Annotated in this window: 16 protein-coding genes; 10 read left to right on the forward strand and 6 right to left on the reverse strand. The window is 58.2% G+C overall.

The window, feature by feature from the left end; translation table 11 throughout:
- The first annotated feature begins 16 nt into the window (after nt 1-16).
- Together DV711_RS11635 and DV711_RS11640 are read left to right on the forward strand one after the other, a co-directional pair.
- Nucleotides 17-2,833, forward strand: coding sequence for an AMP-binding protein (locus tag DV711_RS11635; protein ID WP_114695880.1), 2,817 nt, complete (start codon nt 17-19; stop codon nt 2,831-2,833).
- 120 nt (nt 2,834-2,953) lie between these two features.
- Nucleotides 2,954-3,163 (forward strand): hypothetical protein, encoded by a 210-nt coding sequence (locus DV711_RS11640; RefSeq protein ID WP_114695881.1) that lies wholly within the window; start codon nt 2,954-2,956, stop codon nt 3,161-3,163.
- Between the two features lie 85 nt (nt 3,164-3,248).
- On the opposite strand, the gene DV711_RS11645 is transcribed toward DV711_RS11640, so the two are convergent.
- Entirely contained in the window at nt 3,249-4,361 is a 1,113-nt protein-coding gene (locus DV711_RS11645; protein ID WP_114695882.1) for a Glu/Leu/Phe/Val family dehydrogenase, read from the reverse strand.
- A 195-nt stretch (nt 4,362-4,556) separates the two neighbouring features.
- Between DV711_RS11645 and dusA the strand changes: the two genes are divergently transcribed.
- Nucleotides 4,557-5,555, forward strand: a complete 999-nt coding sequence (gene dusA, locus DV711_RS11650) for a tRNA dihydrouridine(20/20a) synthase DusA (protein ID WP_114695883.1) — start codon at nt 4,557-4,559, stop codon at nt 5,553-5,555.
- 75 nt (nt 5,556-5,630) lie between these two features.
- Nucleotides 5,631-6,581, forward strand: a complete 951-nt coding sequence (tal, locus tag DV711_RS11655; protein ID WP_114695884.1) for a transaldolase — start codon at nt 5,631-5,633, stop codon at nt 6,579-6,581.
- Between the two features lie 50 nt (nt 6,582-6,631).
- Here the strand turns inward: tal and DV711_RS11660 are convergent, their stop codons facing one another.
- From DV711_RS11660 to DV711_RS11670, 3 genes are all read right to left on the reverse strand, one after another.
- Nucleotides 6,632-8,836 (reverse strand): bacteriohemerythrin, encoded by a 2,205-nt coding sequence (locus tag DV711_RS11660; RefSeq protein WP_114695885.1) that lies wholly within the window; start codon nt 8,834-8,836, stop codon nt 6,632-6,634.
- A gap of 178 nt (nt 8,837-9,014) precedes the next feature.
- Nucleotides 9,015-10,862: an adenylate/guanylate cyclase domain-containing protein gene (locus tag DV711_RS11665; protein ID WP_114695886.1), complete on the reverse strand. Its 1,848-nt coding sequence runs from the start codon at nt 10,860-10,862 to the stop codon at nt 9,015-9,017.
- A complete protein-coding gene (locus tag DV711_RS11670) occupies nt 10,859-11,410 on the reverse strand; it encodes a hypothetical protein (RefSeq protein ID WP_114695887.1) in 552 nt (183 codons plus the stop codon). Before DV711_RS11670 ends, DV711_RS11665 begins: the two co-directional genes overlap by 4 nt.
- Nucleotides 11,411-11,626: 216 nt before the next feature.
- Between DV711_RS11670 and DV711_RS11675 the strand changes: the two genes are divergently transcribed.
- Genes DV711_RS11675 through DV711_RS11695 form a run of 5 tightly spaced genes read left to right on the forward strand, consistent with a single transcriptional unit; the run spans nt 11,627 to nt 17,853 of the window.
- A complete protein-coding gene (locus tag DV711_RS11675; RefSeq protein ID WP_243633805.1) occupies nt 11,627-13,468 on the forward strand; it encodes an ABC transporter ATP-binding protein in 1,842 nt (613 codons plus the stop codon).
- A complete protein-coding gene (locus DV711_RS11680) occupies nt 13,465-15,411 on the forward strand; it encodes an ABC transporter substrate-binding protein (RefSeq protein ID WP_114695889.1) in 1,947 nt (648 codons plus the stop codon). The genes DV711_RS11675 and DV711_RS11680 overlap by 4 nt, the downstream gene beginning before the upstream one ends.
- Entirely contained in the window at nt 15,411-16,406 is a 996-nt protein-coding gene (locus DV711_RS11685) for an ABC transporter permease (protein ID WP_114695890.1), read from the forward strand. The genes DV711_RS11680 and DV711_RS11685 overlap by 1 nt, the downstream gene beginning before the upstream one ends.
- Nucleotides 16,406-17,584 (forward strand): ABC transporter permease, encoded by a 1,179-nt coding sequence (locus DV711_RS11690; protein WP_114695891.1) that lies wholly within the window; start codon nt 16,406-16,408, stop codon nt 17,582-17,584. Before DV711_RS11685 ends, DV711_RS11690 begins: the two co-directional genes overlap by 1 nt.
- 26 nt (nt 17,585-17,610) lie before the next feature.
- The gene (locus DV711_RS11695; protein WP_114695892.1) at nt 17,611-17,853 is read left to right on the forward strand and encodes a DUF3624 family protein; all 243 of its coding nucleotides are present in this window, start codon (nt 17,611-17,613) and stop codon (nt 17,851-17,853) included.
- A gap of 62 nt (nt 17,854-17,915) precedes the next feature.
- Here DV711_RS11695 and DV711_RS11700 read toward each other — a convergent pair whose 3' ends face one another.
- Nucleotides 17,916-18,155 carry a CDGSH iron-sulfur domain-containing protein gene (locus DV711_RS11700; RefSeq protein WP_114695893.1) on the reverse strand — a complete coding sequence of 80 codons (240 nt, stop codon included), beginning with the start codon at nt 18,153-18,155 and terminating at the stop codon, nt 17,916-17,918.
- Between the two features lie 113 nt (nt 18,156-18,268).
- On the opposite strand from DV711_RS11700, the gene DV711_RS19360 reads away from it, so the two are divergent.
- A complete protein-coding gene (locus DV711_RS19360; protein ID WP_133297450.1) occupies nt 18,269-18,466 on the forward strand; it encodes a hypothetical protein in 198 nt (65 codons plus the stop codon).
- 183 nt (nt 18,467-18,649) lie between these two features.
- Here the strand turns inward: DV711_RS19360 and DV711_RS11705 are convergent, their stop codons facing one another.
- Nucleotides 18,650-18,925: a hypothetical protein gene (locus tag DV711_RS11705; protein WP_114695894.1), complete on the reverse strand. Its 276-nt coding sequence runs from the start codon at nt 18,923-18,925 to the stop codon at nt 18,650-18,652.
- Nucleotides 18,926-19,005 lie beyond the last annotated feature (80 nt).

Raw genomic sequence — 19,005 nt, forward strand, 5'->3', positions numbered from 1 at the left:
CCTGTGGAGAGAGACCGTGGCTGACCTTGCCGAACCCCAGCCGCTCAACGATACCCAAACAGCCGAGAAACTCCTGACTCTGCTCGAAGCCCTACGCCAGGAGATTCAACCGGGGCGAACCAGCGCAGCACCTGTCAGTCTCGACAGCTCGCTAGATCAAGACCTGGGGTTTGACAGCCTGGCCCGGGCGGAAATGCTGGTGCGGATCGAGCAAGGCTTCGGCGTGTCTCTGCCCGAATCCCTGCTGATGAACGCCGAGAGCCCACGCGACCTGTTACGGGAGTTGCTTCGCGCCGGCCGACCGGCGGATGGTCAGCACAGCGCATCGACACCGGAACCGCAGCTGCAATCCACCGAATCAGATCCGCTGCAGGCGAAAACCCTGCAGCAGGTCTTGGCCTGGCATGTCGCCGCCCATGGCGATCGCCCTCACCTATACCTTTATAGAAATGCCCTGCAGTTTGAAACCATCAGTTACCGCGACCTCCACAACGAAGCGATGCGGGTGGCTACGCTACTGCTATCCAAAGGGATACTGGCCGGACAAAGCGTCGCCATTATGCTGCCAACCAGTCGCGAATATTTCGCCACTTTCTTCGGCATTCTGTTGGCCGGTGCCGTGCCGGTGCCCATCTACCCGCCGCTACGACCGTCACAACTGGAAGAGCATCTACGCCGCCACGCCGGCATTCTCAATAACGCCCAGGCCCGCCTACTGGTAACGGTGCCCGAAGCGCTGACCGTGTCGCGGTTTCTGAAAACCCAGGTAGCCACGTTGCAAAGCCTGATATCGGTGGCCGAATTCAACGAACTGGAGGCAGTAGAATTCAACTACACCTCGCAGAGCCAGGATACCGCTTTTTTACAGTACACCTCCGGCAGTACCGGCAACCCCAAAGGCGTCATCCTCAGCCACGCCAACCTGCTGGCCAACATCCGTGCTTTCGGCCAGGCGCTGCGGGTCGACTCCACCGATGTCTGCGTCAGCTGGCTACCGCTCTACCACGATATGGGATTAATCGGTGCCTGGCTGGGCAGCCTCTACCATGCCGCGCCGCTGGTGGTGTTCTCACCGCTGCTGTTTCTAGCCCGGCCACTACTGTGGCTCCAGCTGATCGACCAGCACCGCGGCACCCTGTCGGCAGCACCCAACTTCGCCTACGAGCTGTGCCTGAGCAAGCTGCAGGAACCGCAGCTGCAAGGGCTGGATCTCAGCTGCTGGCGCGCAGCACTGAACGGCGCAGAGGCGGTCAACCCGGCGACCCTGAGGCGTTTCAGCGAACGCCTGCGCCCCTATGGGCTCCGCCCCCAGGCCATGCTACCGGTCTACGGCTTAGCCGAGTCCTCGGTCGGGCTGGCGTTTCCCCCGATCGAGCGCGAACCGCTGATCGACCGGGTACAACGCGAACCGCTGATGCGCGATAGCCAAGCGCTCGCTGCTGCCGACGACGAGTCTCAAGCGCTGGAGTTTGTCTCGGTCGGACGACCGTTGAGTGGCCACCAGATCCGTATCGTTGACGCCTTGGGCAACGAGCTGCCCGAGCGTCAGCAGGGAGACGTCGAGTTTCAGGGGCCGTCGACCACCAGCGGTTACTTTCGCAACAACGAGCAAACCCGCAAGCTGTTCCGAGGCGATTGGCTCGATTCCGGTGATCGCGGCTATATGGCCGGCGGCGAGCTGTTTATCACCGGCCGCAGCAAAGACATCATCATCCGTGCCGGTCGCAACCTCTACCCGCACGAGCTGGAACAAGCCGTGAGCGAGCTGGCCGGCATTCACAAAGGCGGTGTCGCCGTATTCGCCAGCCCCCAGCCGCAGGGCGTGGAACAGCTGGTGATCGTAGCCGAAACCCGGGAGCAGGATCGCCAGGAGCGGGATCAACTGCAGCAGCAGATCCAACAGCTCTGCCTAACCTTACTCGGGGCTATGGCCGACAAGGTGGTGCTGGCACCACTGCACAGCGTCCCCAAAACATCCAGCGGCAAGGTGCGACGAGCCGCCTGCCGGGAGCTCTATCAACGTGACCAGCTCGGCAGGGGCCGCACCGCGTTATGGTGGCAACTAGGCCGCCTGGCGCTGGCCACCATCGGCCCGCAGATTCGCCGCAGTGGCCGTACTATCGCCGAGTATCTCTACGGCGCTTACCTGTGGATGCTGCTGGCCGTTTTGGGAACAGTGGTCTGGCTGCTGATGCTGCCGTTGTTTAACCAGCGGTGGTGTCGATCCCTGGCCAAAAAGGCGATGGGCCTGGTGGTTAGCATGAGCGCAACCCGTATCGACCTGGAAGGCGTGGAGCACCTTCCGGAGCATCACTGCGTGCTGGTCGCCAACCACTGCAGCTACCTGGATGCACTGCTGTTAACGGCGGTGTTGCCGCCAGATTTCGGCTTTGTCGCCAAGGGAGAGTTTAAACGCAACCCGGTGCTGTACCTGCTGTTCAGGCGCGTGGGGGCAAAGCTGGTGGAACGCTTTGACCTGCAGCGCGGGCTCGCCGATGCCCGCCGGTTGGCTCAGGATGTAGCCCAGGGCCAGTCGCTGATCTTTTTCCCTGAGGGAACTTTCGACCGCATTCCCGGCCTGCGCCCCTTTCATATGGGTGCCTTTGCGGCCGCCGCCGAAGCCGGGGTCGCCGTGGTACCGGTCAGCATTCGCGGTTCACGCTCCAAACTGCGCGCCGGTTCCTGGCTGCCAAGGCAGGGCTCCGTTCAGATCCGAATAAGTCAGCCGCTGATACCCGAAGGCAGCAACTGGACGGAGGTGGTCAAGCTTCGCGACCAGGCCCGCTCGCAGATCCTACGAAGTTGCGGCGAACCTGACCGTGGCGAGGAGTGATGGCCGCCCGGATATGACGGATTTAGGGGCAAGCTATCTAGCCCGTTATCTTGATTTAGCGAAACGATAAACCATAGTTAAGGAGCTAAAACGGCCAGTGCTGAATGGGAGGTTATCGCCATGTCCAGAACTATCACCGTTTCCAATGAGGTCTACGCTGCAATCGCGGCCCGACGCCAACACAAAAACGAATCCGACAATGCCATTTTGAGCCTGATTCTGGCCACTGCCGGCAGTGCTGAAGAGATTCACGCTCATATCCATCAAGATGCCGATGATGCTCACCTGATTCTTGATAGCGAGATGGATCATACATTCGAAACCGAATGATGAAATGGCGGTTGGATTATCCACTCGGTGGATACCAGTTGGCCTCTGCGTCTAAAGCCGATCGCCCTATCCTGCCAACGGCTAACTAATACAGCGACCAGCGACGGCTACACATCGCTTGCATGACCCGTGCCTTGGCCATCTTCAATGCTGCTGCACGGGGCGTAATCTGTCGCGCCAAAGCGGTCTCAAGGGTTTCAGCGGTATTGCTGCGAACCTTATCTTCGATGGCGTCTAAGGCGCTCGCCTGGCTTTGGTGTTGGTACTCCATCGCGGCGCAGATCACCCCGCCGGCATTGGCGATAATATCGGGAATATTAAGAATCCCGCGTTGGTGAAGCCGCTTCTCTGCGGCCGGCGTGATCGGTATATTGGCACCTTGGACGACCAGTCGGGTTTGGAGCTGGTCGACGTTGCCCTCGTGAATCACATCAGGGCGAGCCGCCGGTATCCAGATATCGCACTCAATACCCACCATTGCTTCAGATTCAAGCGGGAGTCCATTCGGGTAGCCGATCACACTCTTGCCTGCCGATTTGAGTGCTAACAGCTGTGCCAGATCCAGACCAAGAGGGTCATGGACGGCGCCTTGAGAGTCGGCAACAGCGACCAGTACCGCGCCCTTAGCACAAAGGAACCGGGCCGCGTGGCTGCCGACGGCGCCAAACCCCTGCACCGCTACGCGCGCGCCTTCCAGTTCAAAATCACAATGCTCCAAAGCTACCTCGACAGCATGATTGAGCCCCCATGCGGTAGCGCCTATCTCATCCAACGGGATGCCACCAAGCGTCTTGGGCAAGCCGACCGCCCGGCCGATCTCATCCTTGACCCAGGCCATACAGTTCTCATCGGTGCCCATATCGGGCCCGAAGATGTAGGCGGATTCGTTTTTGAGCGCGCAGGCAAAAGCCCGGACCAACTGCTCTTTTTCAGTAACGGGCATCCGCGGGTCACCGAAAAGCACCGATTTAGCTCCACCATGGGCCAGACCCGCAGCGGCATTCTTAAGGGTCATCGCCCGAGCCAGTCGAGCGCACTCCCGAGTGCTGACATCGGTAGCCATCCGCAGACCACCGATGGCTGGCCCCGCAGCCACATTATCGATCACCAGCACCGCCCTGAGGCCGAGACTAGGCTCGTATACATGGATGGTTCGAGTGGGGCCTAACTCATCCATGCTATCGAATAGTTCACTCATGGACTTCACCCTTGGCAGCAAAGCACTGACTAGAACACGGGGTCCGCAGTATCAGCCGCCGCGTTAGCTGCCCTCCTCCTATTTTGGCCTGCCAGCGGCGGCGATAGTTCCCAAGTCCGGATCTTGGTCGATGGCTTAATTACTGGGGTAAGCTCCATGTATAATGGCGTTTTCCTTTGTTCGTACGTTTTCTACATGACTGCCTCTAACACCACCACCGAGCCCAACCGCCGCTTCTCCGTGGCACCGATGCTGGATTGGACCGACCGCCACTGTCGCTACTTCCATCGTTTACTGAGCCAACACGCGCTGCTGTACACCGAGATGGTGACGACCGGCGCTATCCTGCACGGTGGTGCCGAGCGCTTCCTGCTGTTCAACGAAGCCGAACATCCATTAGCGTTGCAACTGGGAGGCAGCGATCCGCAGGCGCTGGCCGAGTGTGCCAGGCTGGCTGAACAGTGGGGATACGATGAGATCAATCTAAATGTCGGTTGCCCCAGCGACCGGGTTCAGAACGGTATGTTCGGCGCCTGCTTGATGGCCGACCCTCAACTAGTGGCTCAGTGTGTTACCGCAATGAAGGCCGTGACCTCCGTCCCTGTCACCGTCAAGCACCGGATCGGTATCGACGATCAGGACAGTTACGAGTTCCTGCGCCGCTTTATCGAGCCGGTGGCCGAAGCCGGCTGCAACACCTTTATCGTCCATGCCCGCAAAGCGATCCTGAAGGGCCTCAGCCCGAAGCAGAACCGCGAGATTCCGCCGCTGGATTACGAGCGGGTCTATACCTTGAAGCAGGATTACCCCGAGCTTGAGATCATCATCAACGGCGGCATCAAGACCCTGGAAGAATGCCAACAGCACCTGCAACACCTCGACGGTGTGATGGTGGGTCGCGAGGCCTACCAGAACCCGCTGATGCTGGCCGAGGTTGACCAAGCCCTGTTTGGCGGCGATGCTGTGGAACTGGAAGCCATGCTGCTGCAGATATGCGACTATTGTGAGCAGCAGTTGGCCAGTGGTGCGCAACTGGGCTGGATTGCCCGTCATCTGCTAGGCCTGTATCAGGGCCAGCCCGGAGCACGACGCTTCCGCCGCTATATCAGCGAGAATGCGTTTCAGCCGGGCGCCGATGTCGGTGTGTTGAAACAGGCCCTGGCGCTGGTTAAGCCCGACCTGTTTGCCGCCTGAAACGTTAAAGATCATCAGGGTGCCGCCGATGACAGGTGGCCCCGTTGTTATATTTCACGATAAGAGAGACCTGGAATGTCAAACCTGCTCGAACAGCTTAAAGCTATGACCACGGTAGTGGCCGATACCGGCGAGTTCGCCGCCATCGAGTGCTACACCCCTGAGGATGCGACCACCAACCCGTCGCTGATCCTCAAGGCGGTTCAGCAGGAGCAGTATCGCCCCCTGCTGGATCAGACCCGTACCTGGGTCGAGCGCCAGAACCTGAGCCAGACCAGCGCTCTGAACCTGATGGCCGACAAACTGGCGGTCAGCTTTGGTGAGCAGATCCTGAAGGTGATCCCTGGCCGGATCTCCACCGAGGTCGATGCCCGTCTATCTTTCGACACCCAGGCCACCATCGAGCGTGCCCGCGGTCTGATCCGCCTGTACGAAGAGGCCGGCATCGGCAAAGAGCGGGTGCTGATCAAGATCGCCTCCACCTGGGAAGGTATTCAGGCCGCCCGTCAGCTGGAAACCGAAGGGATCAACTGTAACCTGACCCTGCTGTTTGGTTTCGCCCAGGCGGTCGCCTGCGCCGAGGCCGGCGTCTATCTGATCTCACCGTTCGTGGGTCGAATTCTGGACTGGTACAAGAAAGACACCGGTCGTGACAGCTATCCGGCGGCGCAAGATCCGGGCGTACTGTCGGTCTCCAAGATCTTCAACTACTACAAGCAGCACGGCTATCACACCGTGGTGATGGGGGCGTCCTTCCGCAACAGCGGTGAGATCATCGAGCTGGCCGGCTGCGATCGCCTGACCATCAGCCCGCAGCTGCTGGACGAGTTGGCTTCCACCGAGGGCCATATCGATCGCAAGCTGGATCCGAGCCAGACCGGTGCCGAACAACCCAAACTGAGTCTCAACGAGTCCCAGTTCCGCTGGATGATGAACGAGGATGCGATGGCCACCGAGAAACTGGCCGAAGGGATCCGCAACTTCACCGCCGACCAGATCAAACTGGAGCAACTGCTGCAGAGCTGATCCGCAGAGCGGTGTCACCGATCGCCCTGCCTTCTGGCAGGCAGGGCGACTCAGGTTGACGAATCAGTTAAAGGTTCCGCATCGACTGGATCCGTTTCGGCACCCGGCTCCTGCTCACAAAACCGATCACGCCCTTGCTGCTTGGCCTGATACAACGCCCTATCGGCTTGCTTCAGCAACCAGGACAGCAACCCATCACGGCTGTGACCATCCCACATCACCACCCCGACGCTGATGGTTGTTGAAACCAGCTGCCCGTCACACTCAAATTCCAACTGCCTGACCTGATTGAGCAGCCGCTCGACTAGAGGCCGAGCCTGCTCCAATCGGGTCTGCGGCAACAGCATGGCAAACTCCTCGCCGCCGATACGCGCCAAAATATCTGAGCTGCGCGCCTGACGCTCCAATGCATGGCTGATTCCCTGCAGCACCCGATCACCGAAGTCATGGCCGAAGCGGTCATTGACCTGTTTGAACCTATCCACGTCGATGATCAACACCGTTACCGGCGTATTGAAGCGAACCGCCCGCTCCAGCTCCACCCGCCCCATCTCGCTGAAGCGGCGCCGGTTCAACAGTCCGGTGAGCGGATCCACCGAGGACAGGGTCCGGTAGCGGTTGGCTTTCTGTTCATTGAGTACGCTGCGCGCTTCATCGTATGAGCCCTGCAGGATCTCCACCCGGCATCGTTCGTAGGCGGTCAGGATATGGCGCAGCTCGTCATCGGCCATCAGGTCATTCAGCAACACGGTTTGATCACCGCTGGCGAGCCGGCTGAGCGCGACCGTCACCTTTTCCACCGGCTCGACAACGCTACGGATCAACAACCATGACAGCCACCACAACAGGATCAGAAACAGCCCGGTCAACAGCACCGTAAAACCTACGATCCGTTCCTGCTCGGCCCTGTCGTGTTGCATCTGCTCCACGATGATCAGGGACAGTTGATCCAACAGCACCTGTAACTGGTTCATCCGATCGGTAAAGCTGCCCCACCAGTCGTCACCGCTGAGCTGAGCCAGCTGGTTGGTGTCGATCCGATCCAATAGGCGTTGCTGTAAACGCAGCACTTTTTCACTGATATCTGAGCGCTGCTCAGCCTCCAACAACTCACTCAACGCCGGGGACGCCGCGTTGAAAAAAGCTTGCAACAGCGCCTGCTGCTGTCCCAGCAGTTGGTAAAACTGGCCTAGGGTTTGCCCTTCCATCTTCCCGTTTTCAATCGCCTTCAACCCCAACGCCCGCTCAAGCCCGAGTTTTTCCTTGTAATGAATCAGGGAGATATAGGCGCTGATCGAATTACTGACCGCGTTGGACATCGGAACATGGGTGATCCGATCGGCAATCTGCAGCAATTCCTCGATATAGGCGGTGTAGTAAGCCTGAATCTCATCGCTAGCCAGCAACTGGTTATCGACGGCCACTCGGATCTGCGCCAGTTCGTCGCTACGCAATGCCAACAGCTCGCCCAATTGAGGCAGCAGAGGATACAGGTTGCTCTGCTGGAGCCGGTTCAGGTAGGTCTGGAAATGGAGCACGGTGGCGTCCGAGTCGCTTCGCAGCGTACGTATCCGCTCGGTAAACTGCTTCGGCCGGGAAGCGGGCAGCCCGATGCTCAAGCCCCGCTCGGCTTGCAGCGCATGGACCAGGTGACTGGATTCATCGGCCAGTTGATAGAGTGATTCCAGATCGGTTAGCGCGTTGGCTTTGGCGGCACTCTGGAGAACCACGTAGAGACTCAAGCAGACCATGCCCAGGGTCGGGATCAAAGCGGTCAGCAAGACGCGGGTTCGAAACGGCACCGTGCGGGTAAAGCGGGCGATGACTCCTCCCCAACCGGGCTGAGTCTGCTGTCGCGATGTCTTGATCAGGTGCGCCAGCTTGGTGTCTTCGGCAACGATATGGTGAATCAACCACTGGGTCAGAAAGTCGATCGCCTTCTCGGCCACTTCGCGACTACTGCTGCTCAGCAGTTCCGCTTTCAGCTCTCGAACTCGGTCGGTAAAGTTCCGATGCTGAGCCTGATGGTCCGCGCGGTCAGAATAGTGGTACTGCGCCATCAACGCCTCTTCACGACTGAAATGACGGTGAATATAGTCTTCGAGCCGATCAAAGCTGTCTTCGATGCTGTGCTGAGTATCGCCTTCATCCAGCGCGACAAAAAGTGCATTAATCAGCGCAATCAATGTCTTATGATCGTTGTCGATCTCCTCGACACCGACACTCAAGCCATCATTCCATTCGATAACCGGCATCCTGAATTCCCCACAGGGACCCGCATAATTTAGGCTTCGGGAGGCACCCCTGGCTTGTTCAGACAGCAGCAGAGATACAAGCCAGCATCCTGCTATAAGCTCAAAGTCCTTCCACCAGCGCAGGGTGATCGATGACAGTATCCCTGCCCCCTAACGACATCAAGTTGAAATTGATCAATTATTGATCGACCTCAGGATTCTGATGGTCGCCAGCGGATGCTGAAGACGATTTCTCCAAGGTGTAAAGTCGAACCTTACCTTCACGACCTCGAACCATGGCTTCGGCCACATAGGCCAGAGGCTCGCCTGTTAACTGTCTGGCCGTGGACTCGCTGACCAACAGGCGGGTGCCGTAGATCTTATTCATCGACTCCAACCGCGCCGCCAGATTCACCGCATCACCGTGGACGGTATAGTTCAGTCGCTGTTTGGCGCCGACGCTTCCGGCCACCAGTTCGCCGCTGTTGATGCCAATACGGCAATGCAGCTGCTGATCGCAAAAACGGCTCTGCTCTACCCGTCGAAGAATGTCGCAGCCCGCTTGCCAAGCTTTGCGAGCGTGTTCCGTATCGGCCAGAGGCACATTAAATATGGCCAACACCGCATCCCCTTGAAACTGAGTCACAACCCCACCATGAGACTCGATAATGTCGACCACGCTGGAAAAATAACTGTTGAGAGTTTCGACTAGACGGGAGGGTTCAAGCTGCTGGGAAAGTCGGGTAAAGCCCTCCAGGTCACAAAACAGCACGGTCGCCTCAGATTGCCGGGGTTTTAGCTCTCCCTGCTGCTGCAGCAGCTCATGGGCTACCGCCTGGGGGACATACTGACCAAACAACCGCTGGCTGGTTTCGTTCTCGCGCAACCCCTTCAGCATTCGGTTAAAGGCCAGAGAAACCCGGTTGAACTCCTGGATTCGGCTGCCGGGAAGGTCTTCAACCTGTTGCAGCGGATGATGGCCAACCGCATCGAAACCGGCCACGGTGCGATCCACCACCGCGCCGATTCGGCGACTGATCCAGATTACCAGCAACAGAATCACAACCACCAAGGCAAGACCGCCAATCAAGATGTCCCACATTCTCTGAAACACATCGGGAATCTGCTTGGGATCCAGATAGGTTCCGACGACCCAGGGTTTATCGCCATAGCGTTGCATCGGTCGTATCAGGTAGAGCAGACGGCTATCCGAATCGTTGAGCGTGAATGCCTGGGCATTTTCAGGCATCACAAAGGGATCCTGCTTGCGCCTGGGCCCCCAGATCTGCTGTAGGGCGGGATCGCCAATCTCGCCAATCTTGGGCAGGAAACTGCTTCTTCCTTCCAGTGCGCCCTGATCCACCCACTCGTCCAACAGGTGGTTCAACTTGGGATGCGCCAGCACCTGATCGCTGTCGAACAGGATAAACACGGGGGATTCGACCTGGGTCGAGAGCTGAGAGACAAAGTCAGAAAGATTGGAAACTTCAATGGGAGAAATGATCAGGCCGACAAATCGCGGTCCTCGGTAGACCGGCTGCACCAGCGGCAACACCAACTTACCAAGCCAGGGGGAGTAGGTCGGCTCCAGCCAAAGTGAGCCGGTGGGCGGTTGCTGCATCAGCAGCTCCAACCGTTCACTTCGGCGCTTTAGCCAGGAATCGATGGCAATCTCATGCTGGTCCCGGTCGACCCAGACTCGCCCACCTTGATGGTCGAGCATCAGCAGGCCTGTTACCTGGGGCGTGGCGGCCAAGGCGCCTTCAAACAGCAGGCTGACGGCTTTTTTATCGTCAAAAGGGAATTGATCGGCGCCAACAGCCCTCGCCAGGTATTCCAGCTGGGTCTCAACCGGTTGAAGCTGGCCGTCGATCTGGTCGACCACGGTTTCTATCAGCCCGTCCGACAACTCAGACAACAGAGTTTGGGTGTTACCGCGAGTTCCACTGAAGCCGAGAAACAACAACACCCCCAGCCCCACCAGAACCAGCAAGCCAAACCCGCCGCTCAGCAAGCGGGTGAAGGTGATTGTCAGGGCAGGCTTCAATCAGCTACCCGTATCAGCTGCGCGGTTACCTTGCGTAGCTGTTCGCCACTGCGATAACGGTGAAACTCCAGCAACAATCCTTTGTCATTGAGGGTGCGATCGTAAACCTGCATCTCGTAACCACCGTCCTCGGTGATCACCAGCGTGTGGACCGTCAGGGTGTTACCCTTGATTCGCGCCCAGACGAAGGGGTCGCCCTTGAGCGGATCCAAGGCGATCTGACCTCCGAACACATTGGTCTTCATCGCCGACGAGTAGATCCCTTCTCGCCGGCTTCGACGGAATTTAATCTCGTACGCTTTGCGCTTGAGCGTTTGGTCGGCCTTTTCAAGCACCGTGGTCCATTTGACGAAAAACCCCCGCTTGGCAGTCGGGCCGATGGTGACGCTCAGGTCCCGGCGAATGGACTCTCCACCCTCGGTCTCGGTGGTCTGGCCGATATACTGGCCGTAGAAGGCCTCCAGGGGTTGATTCGCCAGTGCTGACCCACAAGCCAGGCTGAACCACAGGGCCAGCATCCAAGCCCGCAGCATACGGATTTTGTGCATGAAACAGAAAACCTCTTAAAAACTTGCAGCTTATCTTTCTAAAAGTATATCAATTGGACCAATTTAGCTGCATAAATTCCCCAGGTTTAGCTCGATAAGAAATTAATTTTCATCTATTTTTTATAGGTTACATTTTTTCTCCGTCAATCAGTCGAGAACTGCATGAAGCAACCGCCCGCGCTACTCGAAATACGCAATCTTGCTGTGGAATTTCAAATGCACGGCACCCCTATCACCGCTGTTAAGGATCTATCCTTGACCCTGCGTGCCGGTACCACCCTGGCGCTGGTCGGCGAATCCGGTTCCGGCAAGACGGTTACCTCCCAGGCTATTCTCGGTATTTTGCCGCGCTCGGCCCGAATCAGCGCCGGTGAGATACTGTTCACGCCGCCAGGTGAAGAAACCGTCGATATCGCTCAACTGCACCCGGATCAACCGGCCATGCGAGCACTTCGTGGAGATCAGATCTCGATCATCTTCCAGGAACCGATGGTGTCGCTCTCTTCGATGCATACCATCGGCAATCAGATCATGGAGGCGATGCTGCTGCATCGCGACTGCAGCAAGCAGGAAGCCCGAGAGGCCACCATCGAGATGCTGCGCTTGGTCGGTTTTCCGGAGCCGCAAAAGGCGATCAAGCGTTATCCGTTCGAACTCTCCGGCGGCTTGCGTCAGCGCGCCATGATCGCAATGGCGCTGATCTGCCGCCCGGCGCTGCTGATCGCCGACGAACCCACCACTGCCCTCGATGTCACGGTACAGGCCCAGATACTAAAGCTGATCAAGTCACTGCAGCAGGAGTTCAACATGGCCGTGCTGCTGATCACCCACGATCTCGGCGTGGTCGCCAACATGGCCGACGATGTGGTGGTGATGTACCACGGTGAGGTGATGGAGCGCGGTCCGGCCAAAGCGCTGTTCGAAGCTCCCCGTCACCCCTATCTGAAAGCCCTGTTCTCGGCCGTGCCCCACTTCGATATGCGCGCCGGCGAGCGACTAACCCCGATTCGCGAAATCGAACATGACATCGACCACTTCCGTCGCCTGCGTACCCCCTGGACCGAAGAGCAGATGACAGCCGGTCCGCACCTGCAGGTGAGCCAGCTGAGCAAAAGCTTCAGTGCCCATAGCGGCAGCTGGTTTGGCGGTGGGGAAGTTCATCACCACCTGGCGGTACAGGACGTCAGCCTGGAGATCGGCTGCGGCGAGTGCTTCGGTCTGGTGGGCGAGAGCGGCTGCGGCAAGACCACCCTGAGCAAGATGCTGATGCGGGCGGTGCAACCCGATTCCGGCAAGCTGCTGTATAACGATCGCGGTCGGATGATCGACCTGTTGAAGCTCGAAGGCGAAGAGCTGCGGGCATTCCGGCCCAAGATGCGAATCGTGTTCCAGGATCCGTTCAGTTCCCTCAATCCTCGGATGACGGTGCTTAATATCCTGGTCGAACCGATGCAGATTCATCAGGTCGGCGACGCCGCCTCACAACTGCAGCGGGCCCGAGAATTGATGGCGCTGGTGGGACTCGATCCGCGTTATCTCAACCGCTACCCCCACAGTTTCTCCGGCGGCCAACGTCAACGGATCAGTATCGCCAGGGCTCTGGCACTCGACCCCGAACTATTGATCTTCGACGAGCCGGTCTCGGCGCTGGACGTGTCGGTTCAGGCGCAGATCCTGAATCTGCTCAAGGATCTGCAACACGAGCTGGGGCTGACCTACCTGTTTATCTCCCATAACCTGGCGGTGGTCGACTACATTGCCGACCGGATCGGGGTGATGTGTCGTGGCCAACTGGTGGAGGTCGGTCGACGCGAGCAGATCTTCCGCAATCCCCAGCACCCTTACACAAAGGCGCTATTGGCGGCCGTCCCCTACCCGGACCTGTCCCGACCACTGGATTTCGAGCTGCTGGAGAGCGGCCGCCACAACGTCCCCGAACTCTGGCCTGATCCGTACTGCGCCCCCAGCGACGGCGATCTGGAACTGATCGAGATCGAACCCGACCACCAGGTTCGTCGCCAGCCCATCGAACAGCTTGAACGGAGCCTGATGTCATGAAGTGGCTATCCCTGTTCGGATTCATCCTTTGCAGCCAGGCATTGGCACAGCAACCGCTGGCATCAACCTACTCGTTGTTGGAACCACCCTACTTCGCACCGAAGGTCGAGCAGGGTGAACTGCCACCGTTGTCCCAACGGTTACCCCAAACACCCCTGGTTGACCCTTTCGAAACCCTGCCTGGACGCAGCCTGGGCCTGTCCGGCGGCACCATCAATCTGCTGATGGGCAAAGCCAAGGATGTTCGCCAACTGGTGGTCTACGGCTATGCCCGGCTGGTGGGATTCAACGAATCTATGCAGCTCCAGGCCGATATCCTGCAGGACTATCAGGTCGATGAAGGGCGAATTTTTACGCTGCACCTGCGCCCCGGCCACCGCTGGTCCGACGGTACCCCCTTCACCAGCGAGGATTTCCGCTACTTCTGGGAATCGATGGCCAACAATGCCGAGCTGTATCCGTTCGGCCCGCCGAATAAACTTCTGGTGGATGGCAAGCCGCCGACGGTCGAAATACTCGACCGCTATACCGTGCGCTACAGCTGGCACCGACCCAATCCGGAGTTTCTGCTGTCGCTGGCCGGCCCTCGGCCGCTCTACATCTATCGTCCGTCCCACTACCTGAAGCAGTTCCATCCGGATTATGCCGACCCCGATGAGTTGGCCGACAAGGTTGCCCACGCCAAGACCAAGAAGAAATCCTGGGTGGCGTTACACCAACGCAAGGACCATCAGTACAAGTTCGATAATCCGGATCTTCCGACTCTGCAGCCCTGGATGCCGGTCACTAAGCCACCGGCCGAGCGCTTCCACTTTGTCCGCAACCCCTACTACCACCGCCTCGATACCCGGGGTAACCAACTGCCCTATCTGGACGAGCTGATTGTCGATATCGCCAGCAGCAAGCTGGTGCCGGCCAAGACCGGCTCCGGTGAATCCGATCTACAGGGGCGCTACCTGAGTCTGGATGACTACACCTTCCTGCACGAGGGTGCCGGCAGAAACCATGTCGATGTGATGCTGTGGCGTACCTCGCGCGGATCACGGATGTCGCTATACCCCAATCTCAATGCGGTCGACCCGGTCTGGCAGCCGCTGCTGCGTGATGTGCGGTTCCGCCGCGCCCTGTCGCTGGCGGTCAATCGCTACGAGATCAACCAGGTAATCTTCTTCGGGCTGGCCCTTGAAGGCGCCGACAGCCTGCTGCCCGAGTCACCGCTGTTCCAGCCCCAATACCGCAGCCGTTGGGCCGAGTTCGATCTGGATGAAGCCAACCGACTGCTGGATCAGCTGGGATTGACCAAGCGAGACCCCAGAAAGATTCGACTGCTGCCCGACGGTCGTCCAATGGAGATCATCATCCAGTCCGCCGGCGGCAGCACCGAGGAGTCCGATATTCTGGAGCTGATCCACGACAGCTGGATGGAGATCGGCATCAAGATCCACACCAAACCCACCGAACGGGAGGTGTTCCGTAACCGAATCTTCGCCGGTGAAGCGCTGATGTCGGTCTGGACCGGCCTGCCCAACGCGATCCCGTCATCGGACATGAGCCCGGCTCAGCTGGCCCCGACCTCTCAGCAACAACTGCAGTGGTCCCAATGGGGCAAACACTACGAGACCGGCCAGGGGGAAGCCCCGGTGCTGCCCGAAACCCAGCAATTGCTGCAGCTAAACAATGCCTGGCGTGAGGCCACCGATGACGATCAACGGCAGCAGATCTGGCAGCAGATGCTCGATATCTACAGCGACCAGGTCTACAGCATCGGCACCGTCGCCCGGGTTCTGCAGCCGATCGTGATTCGGTCGGACCTGCGCAATGTCCCCGCCGAAGGGCTTTGGAACTGGGAGCCCAACAGCTACTTCGGTGTCTACCGGCCGGATCGTTTCTGGCTTGACCCTGCGCTTTCGACCACAACGACAAATACCCAGGAGGCGAACTGATGGGCCGCTATATCCTCAATCGCCTGCTGCTGATGATCCCGACGCTGATCATTATCAGTTTCATCATCTTCGTGATCATCCAGCTGCCGCCGGGAGACTATCTGGAGAGCTATATCTCCGAGCTGGAGAGCCAGGGTGAATCGATCGATCATCACCAGATCGAGATGCTGCGCCAGCAATACGGCCTCGATGAGCCCTTCCTGATGCAGTACTGGACCTGGGCCACCGGGATGCTGGTGGGAGATTTCGGCTACTCGTTCGAGTACGGCCTGCCGGTCACCGATGTGGTCGGCGACCGGTTGTTCCTGACCACGGTGATCTCAATCTTCACCATCGCCTTCACCTGGATGATCGCATTCCCGATCGGCATGTACTCAGCCACCCACCAGTACAGCTGGGGTGACTATGGCTTAACCTTCCTTGGTTTCCTCGGCCTGGCGACACCAAACTTCCTGCTGGCACTGGTGATGCTCTACTTTGCCAACGTCACCTTCGGCACTTCGATCGGCGGCCTGATGGATCCCGAGTACGTCAACCAAGCCTGGAGTTGGGACAAGCTCAAATCGGTGCTCGAACACCTATGGATTCCAGTCGTCGTGATCGGTACTTCCGGTACCGCGGCGATGATTCGACGCCTGCGAGCCAACCTGCTCGACGAGCTGCACAAGCCCTACGTGGTCACCGGTCGCGCCAAGGGGGTTCCGCCGTTCAAGCTGCTGGTCAAATACCCGCTGCGCACCGCGCTGAATTTCTTTATCGCCGACATCGGTAATATGCTGCCGAGTATCATTTCCGGCGCCGAGATCGTCGCGGTGGTGCTGTCGCTGCCGACCACCGGCCCGATCCTGATCGCCGCGCTGCAGAGCCAGGATATGTACTTGGCCGGTTCCTTCCTGATGTTCCTGGCGATCCTGACCGTGGTCGGGGTGCTGGTGTCCGACCTGGCGCTGGCGCTGCTTGATCCACGAATCCGGCTACAGGGAGGGTCGCGCTGATGGCTACTCACTCCTCAGAAGCACCGATGCAAAACGACCACTGGGTCAGTCAGAAACCCTTCGACCCCCAATCGATCGAGGCGATCAGCCCCGAGCAGGAGAAGTACTACTTCGCGTCCCAGTGGCAACTGATCTGGTGGCGCTTCAAGCGTCACCGCCTGGCGCTGATCTGCGGCATCTTCCTGGCGCTGATGTACCTGTCTATCCTGATTACCGAGTTCCTGGCGCCCTATGCCCTTTCGACCCGGCACACCGACTACATCTACTCGCCGCCGCAACCGGTGCACTTTATCCATGAGGGCGAGTTTGTCGGCCCGTTTGTGTACGGCTGGAACTACGAACTCAATATGCAGAAGCTGCTGCGCGAGTACAGCGAGGACAAAAGCCAGGTCTACCCGCTACAGTTCTTCTGCAAGGGCGACCCCTATAAGTTCTGGGGCTTGTGGGAATCCGACCGGCACCTGTTCTGCGCCCCGGAGGGTGCGACACTGTTCCTGCTCGGCACCGACCGACTCGGCCGTGACCTGCTCTCCCGGATCACCTACGGCGCCCGAATATCGCTGACCATCGGCCTTATCGGTATCAGCCTAAGCTTCTTCCTCGGCATCCTGATCGGTGGTCTGGCCGGCTACTACGGCGGCTGGGTCGACTCCAGCGTGCAACGGATCACCGAGGTGATCCGCTCGTTCCCGGAGCTGCCGCTATGGATGGCACTGTCGGCGATCCTACCGGTCACCTGGAGTCCGCTATGGGTATTCTTCGGCATCACCCTGATCCTGGCCCTGCTGGACTGGACCGGCCTGGCCCGGGCAGTTCGCTCCAAGCTGTTAGCTTTACGGGAGGAGGACTACTGCCTGGCGGCCCAATTGATGGGGGCCAAACCCAAGCGGGTTATCGGCCGTCACCTGCTGCCGGGGCTGTTCAGCCATCTGATCGCCTCGGCCACGCTGTCGATTCCGGCGATGATCCTGGGCGAGACCGCACTGAGCTTCCTCGGTCTGGGTCTGCGCCCACCGATCACCAGTTGGGGAGTCCTGCTCAATGAGGCTCAGAACATCAACGTGGTGGCGATCTATCCCTGGCTGATGTTCCCGGTACTGCCGGTTATCGTGATCATTCTGGCGTTCAACTTCTTCGGTGATGGTCTGCGCGATGCCGCCGACCCCTACAAGCATTGAGCAGATTGAATGGATAGCCGATAACGATGGGGAACTGCCGATATTGTCTGAACGCCTCGCTGATCAACAAGCTGGGGCGCTGCCGTGATTGCATGCTCAAAGCCTGGATCTTCGCGCTGCTGTGCTGGGGGTTATGGGGTTACTTGGCTTGGAGCGGGGCTGAGCCCACCTCCACCCTGGCAGCCCTGGTCGGTGCGTTGCTTCTATCACTGCTGGGGATCAGCCACTCACTGATGGCTATACGTCACCGTCGCAAAGAGAAGATATAAACAGTATCTGCACTATCAGCGGGTCAAGTTAGAGAATGCGGTAGGTCAACGCCGAGGGCTTGTTATTTCTTCTTGTGGCTACCATCGCACAGAGGCTTAGACGCCGTGCCCTTACAGCCGCAAAAGAACACTTTCTTTGATTCCTCGGCTTCATACTTTACCGGGCTAAAACCGGTCCCCTTATGCGAGCCATCGCAAAAGGGCTGATCTTGGCTCCTGCCACAGGCACACCAGAAATAAGACTTACCGGCCTCGACTTCCACGGCATAGGGGGTATCCGACGCTCTTCTTGGTTTATTCATTTTATGCCTCCCTAGGGATAGCCTAGCAGCTTGCTGACAGGACGAACCTACGAAGTCCCCACAAAGGGGCTGAGGCCATAGTCACTTGTTGGGCGGTACACGCTTAGTTTTCATTGAGTATCCTCGATACGAAAAAGCTTGCCCCTAATAAAAACGGCAGCTACCAAAATAATAGCGGCAGAAAAGATACTGAAAAAAGAACGCCAATATTGGCCACCATGCGCGATCAATGCTTTGGCCTGTTGTTTGCCAGAAGTAAAGAGAAACAGCAGCACAAGAAACTAAAACCGCACCAAGTGTGTAAAAGTTGAACCGCTGAAACGCCTTTCTTTTTTGTTGTGGAGGCTGAACACGTACAAACAGCCAAAAGCTTATGGCTAGTATCGGAAGTAGACTGGCTGATGCTAAAATCATGTATGTACGCCTAACGCCCTACATAAAGGGCCGGAGCGCAGCGACGGTCTAAGCCCGAAGGGCGACTTTTGATGTTTTTGTTAGGTGTTTTCCAACTCAATGGGATTATCCCAAAGCTGACAGTCATTAGTTCGTTCCTTGAATTTAATTAGAGGCTCAATCGGTATGTCCCAACGCCTACAAATAACTAATAAGCGGATAGTTGCTTCTTCACTTATAGGGCTAACGAACTGAATAGTTAGCTTCGTTCCATGACCAACAACCTGATCAAAACCTTGAAGGTCGCTCAAACACTCAAAAAAGAGATTTTCATCTTCCGGATCGTAAAAACTAGGCCCTTCTATGGTGATTTCCATTTATACACCTAACGCCGCGCTAACGGACTGGTGCTTCGCAGCAGCGACAGTCCAAGACCAGCCAAGCTGGGCTGAGTGTT

Origin of the sequence: Motiliproteus coralliicola, from assembly GCF_003345655.1 — a bacterium.
GTDB classification, from domain to species: domain Bacteria; phylum Pseudomonadota; class Gammaproteobacteria; order Pseudomonadales; family Balneatricaceae; genus Motiliproteus; species Motiliproteus coralliicola.

Excerpts from the sequence above, each read along its gene's own strand:
- DV711_RS11640 (WP_114695881.1), top strand. The coding sequence starts at position 2,954 with ATGTCCAGAACTATCACCGTTTCCAATGAGGTCTACGCTGCAATCGCG.
- DV711_RS11645 (WP_114695882.1), bottom strand. The coding sequence starts at position 4,361 with ATGAGTGAACTATTCGATAGCATGGATGAGTTAGGCCCCACTCGAACC.
- dusA (WP_114695883.1), top strand. The coding sequence starts at position 4,557 with ATGACTGCCTCTAACACCACCACCGAGCCCAACCGCCGCTTCTCCGTG.
- tal (WP_114695884.1), top strand. The coding sequence starts at position 5,631 with ATGTCAAACCTGCTCGAACAGCTTAAAGCTATGACCACGGTAGTGGCC.
- DV711_RS11660 (WP_114695885.1), bottom strand. The coding sequence starts at position 8,836 with ATGCCGGTTATCGAATGGAATGATGGCTTGAGTGTCGGTGTCGAGGAG.
- DV711_RS11670 (WP_114695887.1), bottom strand. The coding sequence starts at position 11,410 with ATGCACAAAATCCGTATGCTGCGGGCTTGGATGCTGGCCCTGTGGTTC.
- DV711_RS11675 (WP_243633805.1), top strand. The coding sequence starts at position 11,627 with ATGCACGGCACCCCTATCACCGCTGTTAAGGATCTATCCTTGACCCTG.
- DV711_RS11680 (WP_114695889.1), top strand. The coding sequence starts at position 13,465 with ATGAAGTGGCTATCCCTGTTCGGATTCATCCTTTGCAGCCAGGCATTG.
- DV711_RS11685 (WP_114695890.1), top strand. The coding sequence starts at position 15,411 with ATGGGCCGCTATATCCTCAATCGCCTGCTGCTGATGATCCCGACGCTG.
- DV711_RS11690 (WP_114695891.1), top strand. The coding sequence starts at position 16,406 with ATGGCTACTCACTCCTCAGAAGCACCGATGCAAAACGACCACTGGGTC.
- DV711_RS11695 (WP_114695892.1), top strand. The coding sequence starts at position 17,611 with ATGGGGAACTGCCGATATTGTCTGAACGCCTCGCTGATCAACAAGCTG.
- DV711_RS11700 (WP_114695893.1), bottom strand. The coding sequence starts at position 18,155 with ATGAATAAACCAAGAAGAGCGTCGGATACCCCCTATGCCGTGGAAGTC.
- DV711_RS11705 (WP_114695894.1), bottom strand. The coding sequence starts at position 18,925 with ATGGAAATCACCATAGAAGGGCCTAGTTTTTACGATCCGGAAGATGAA.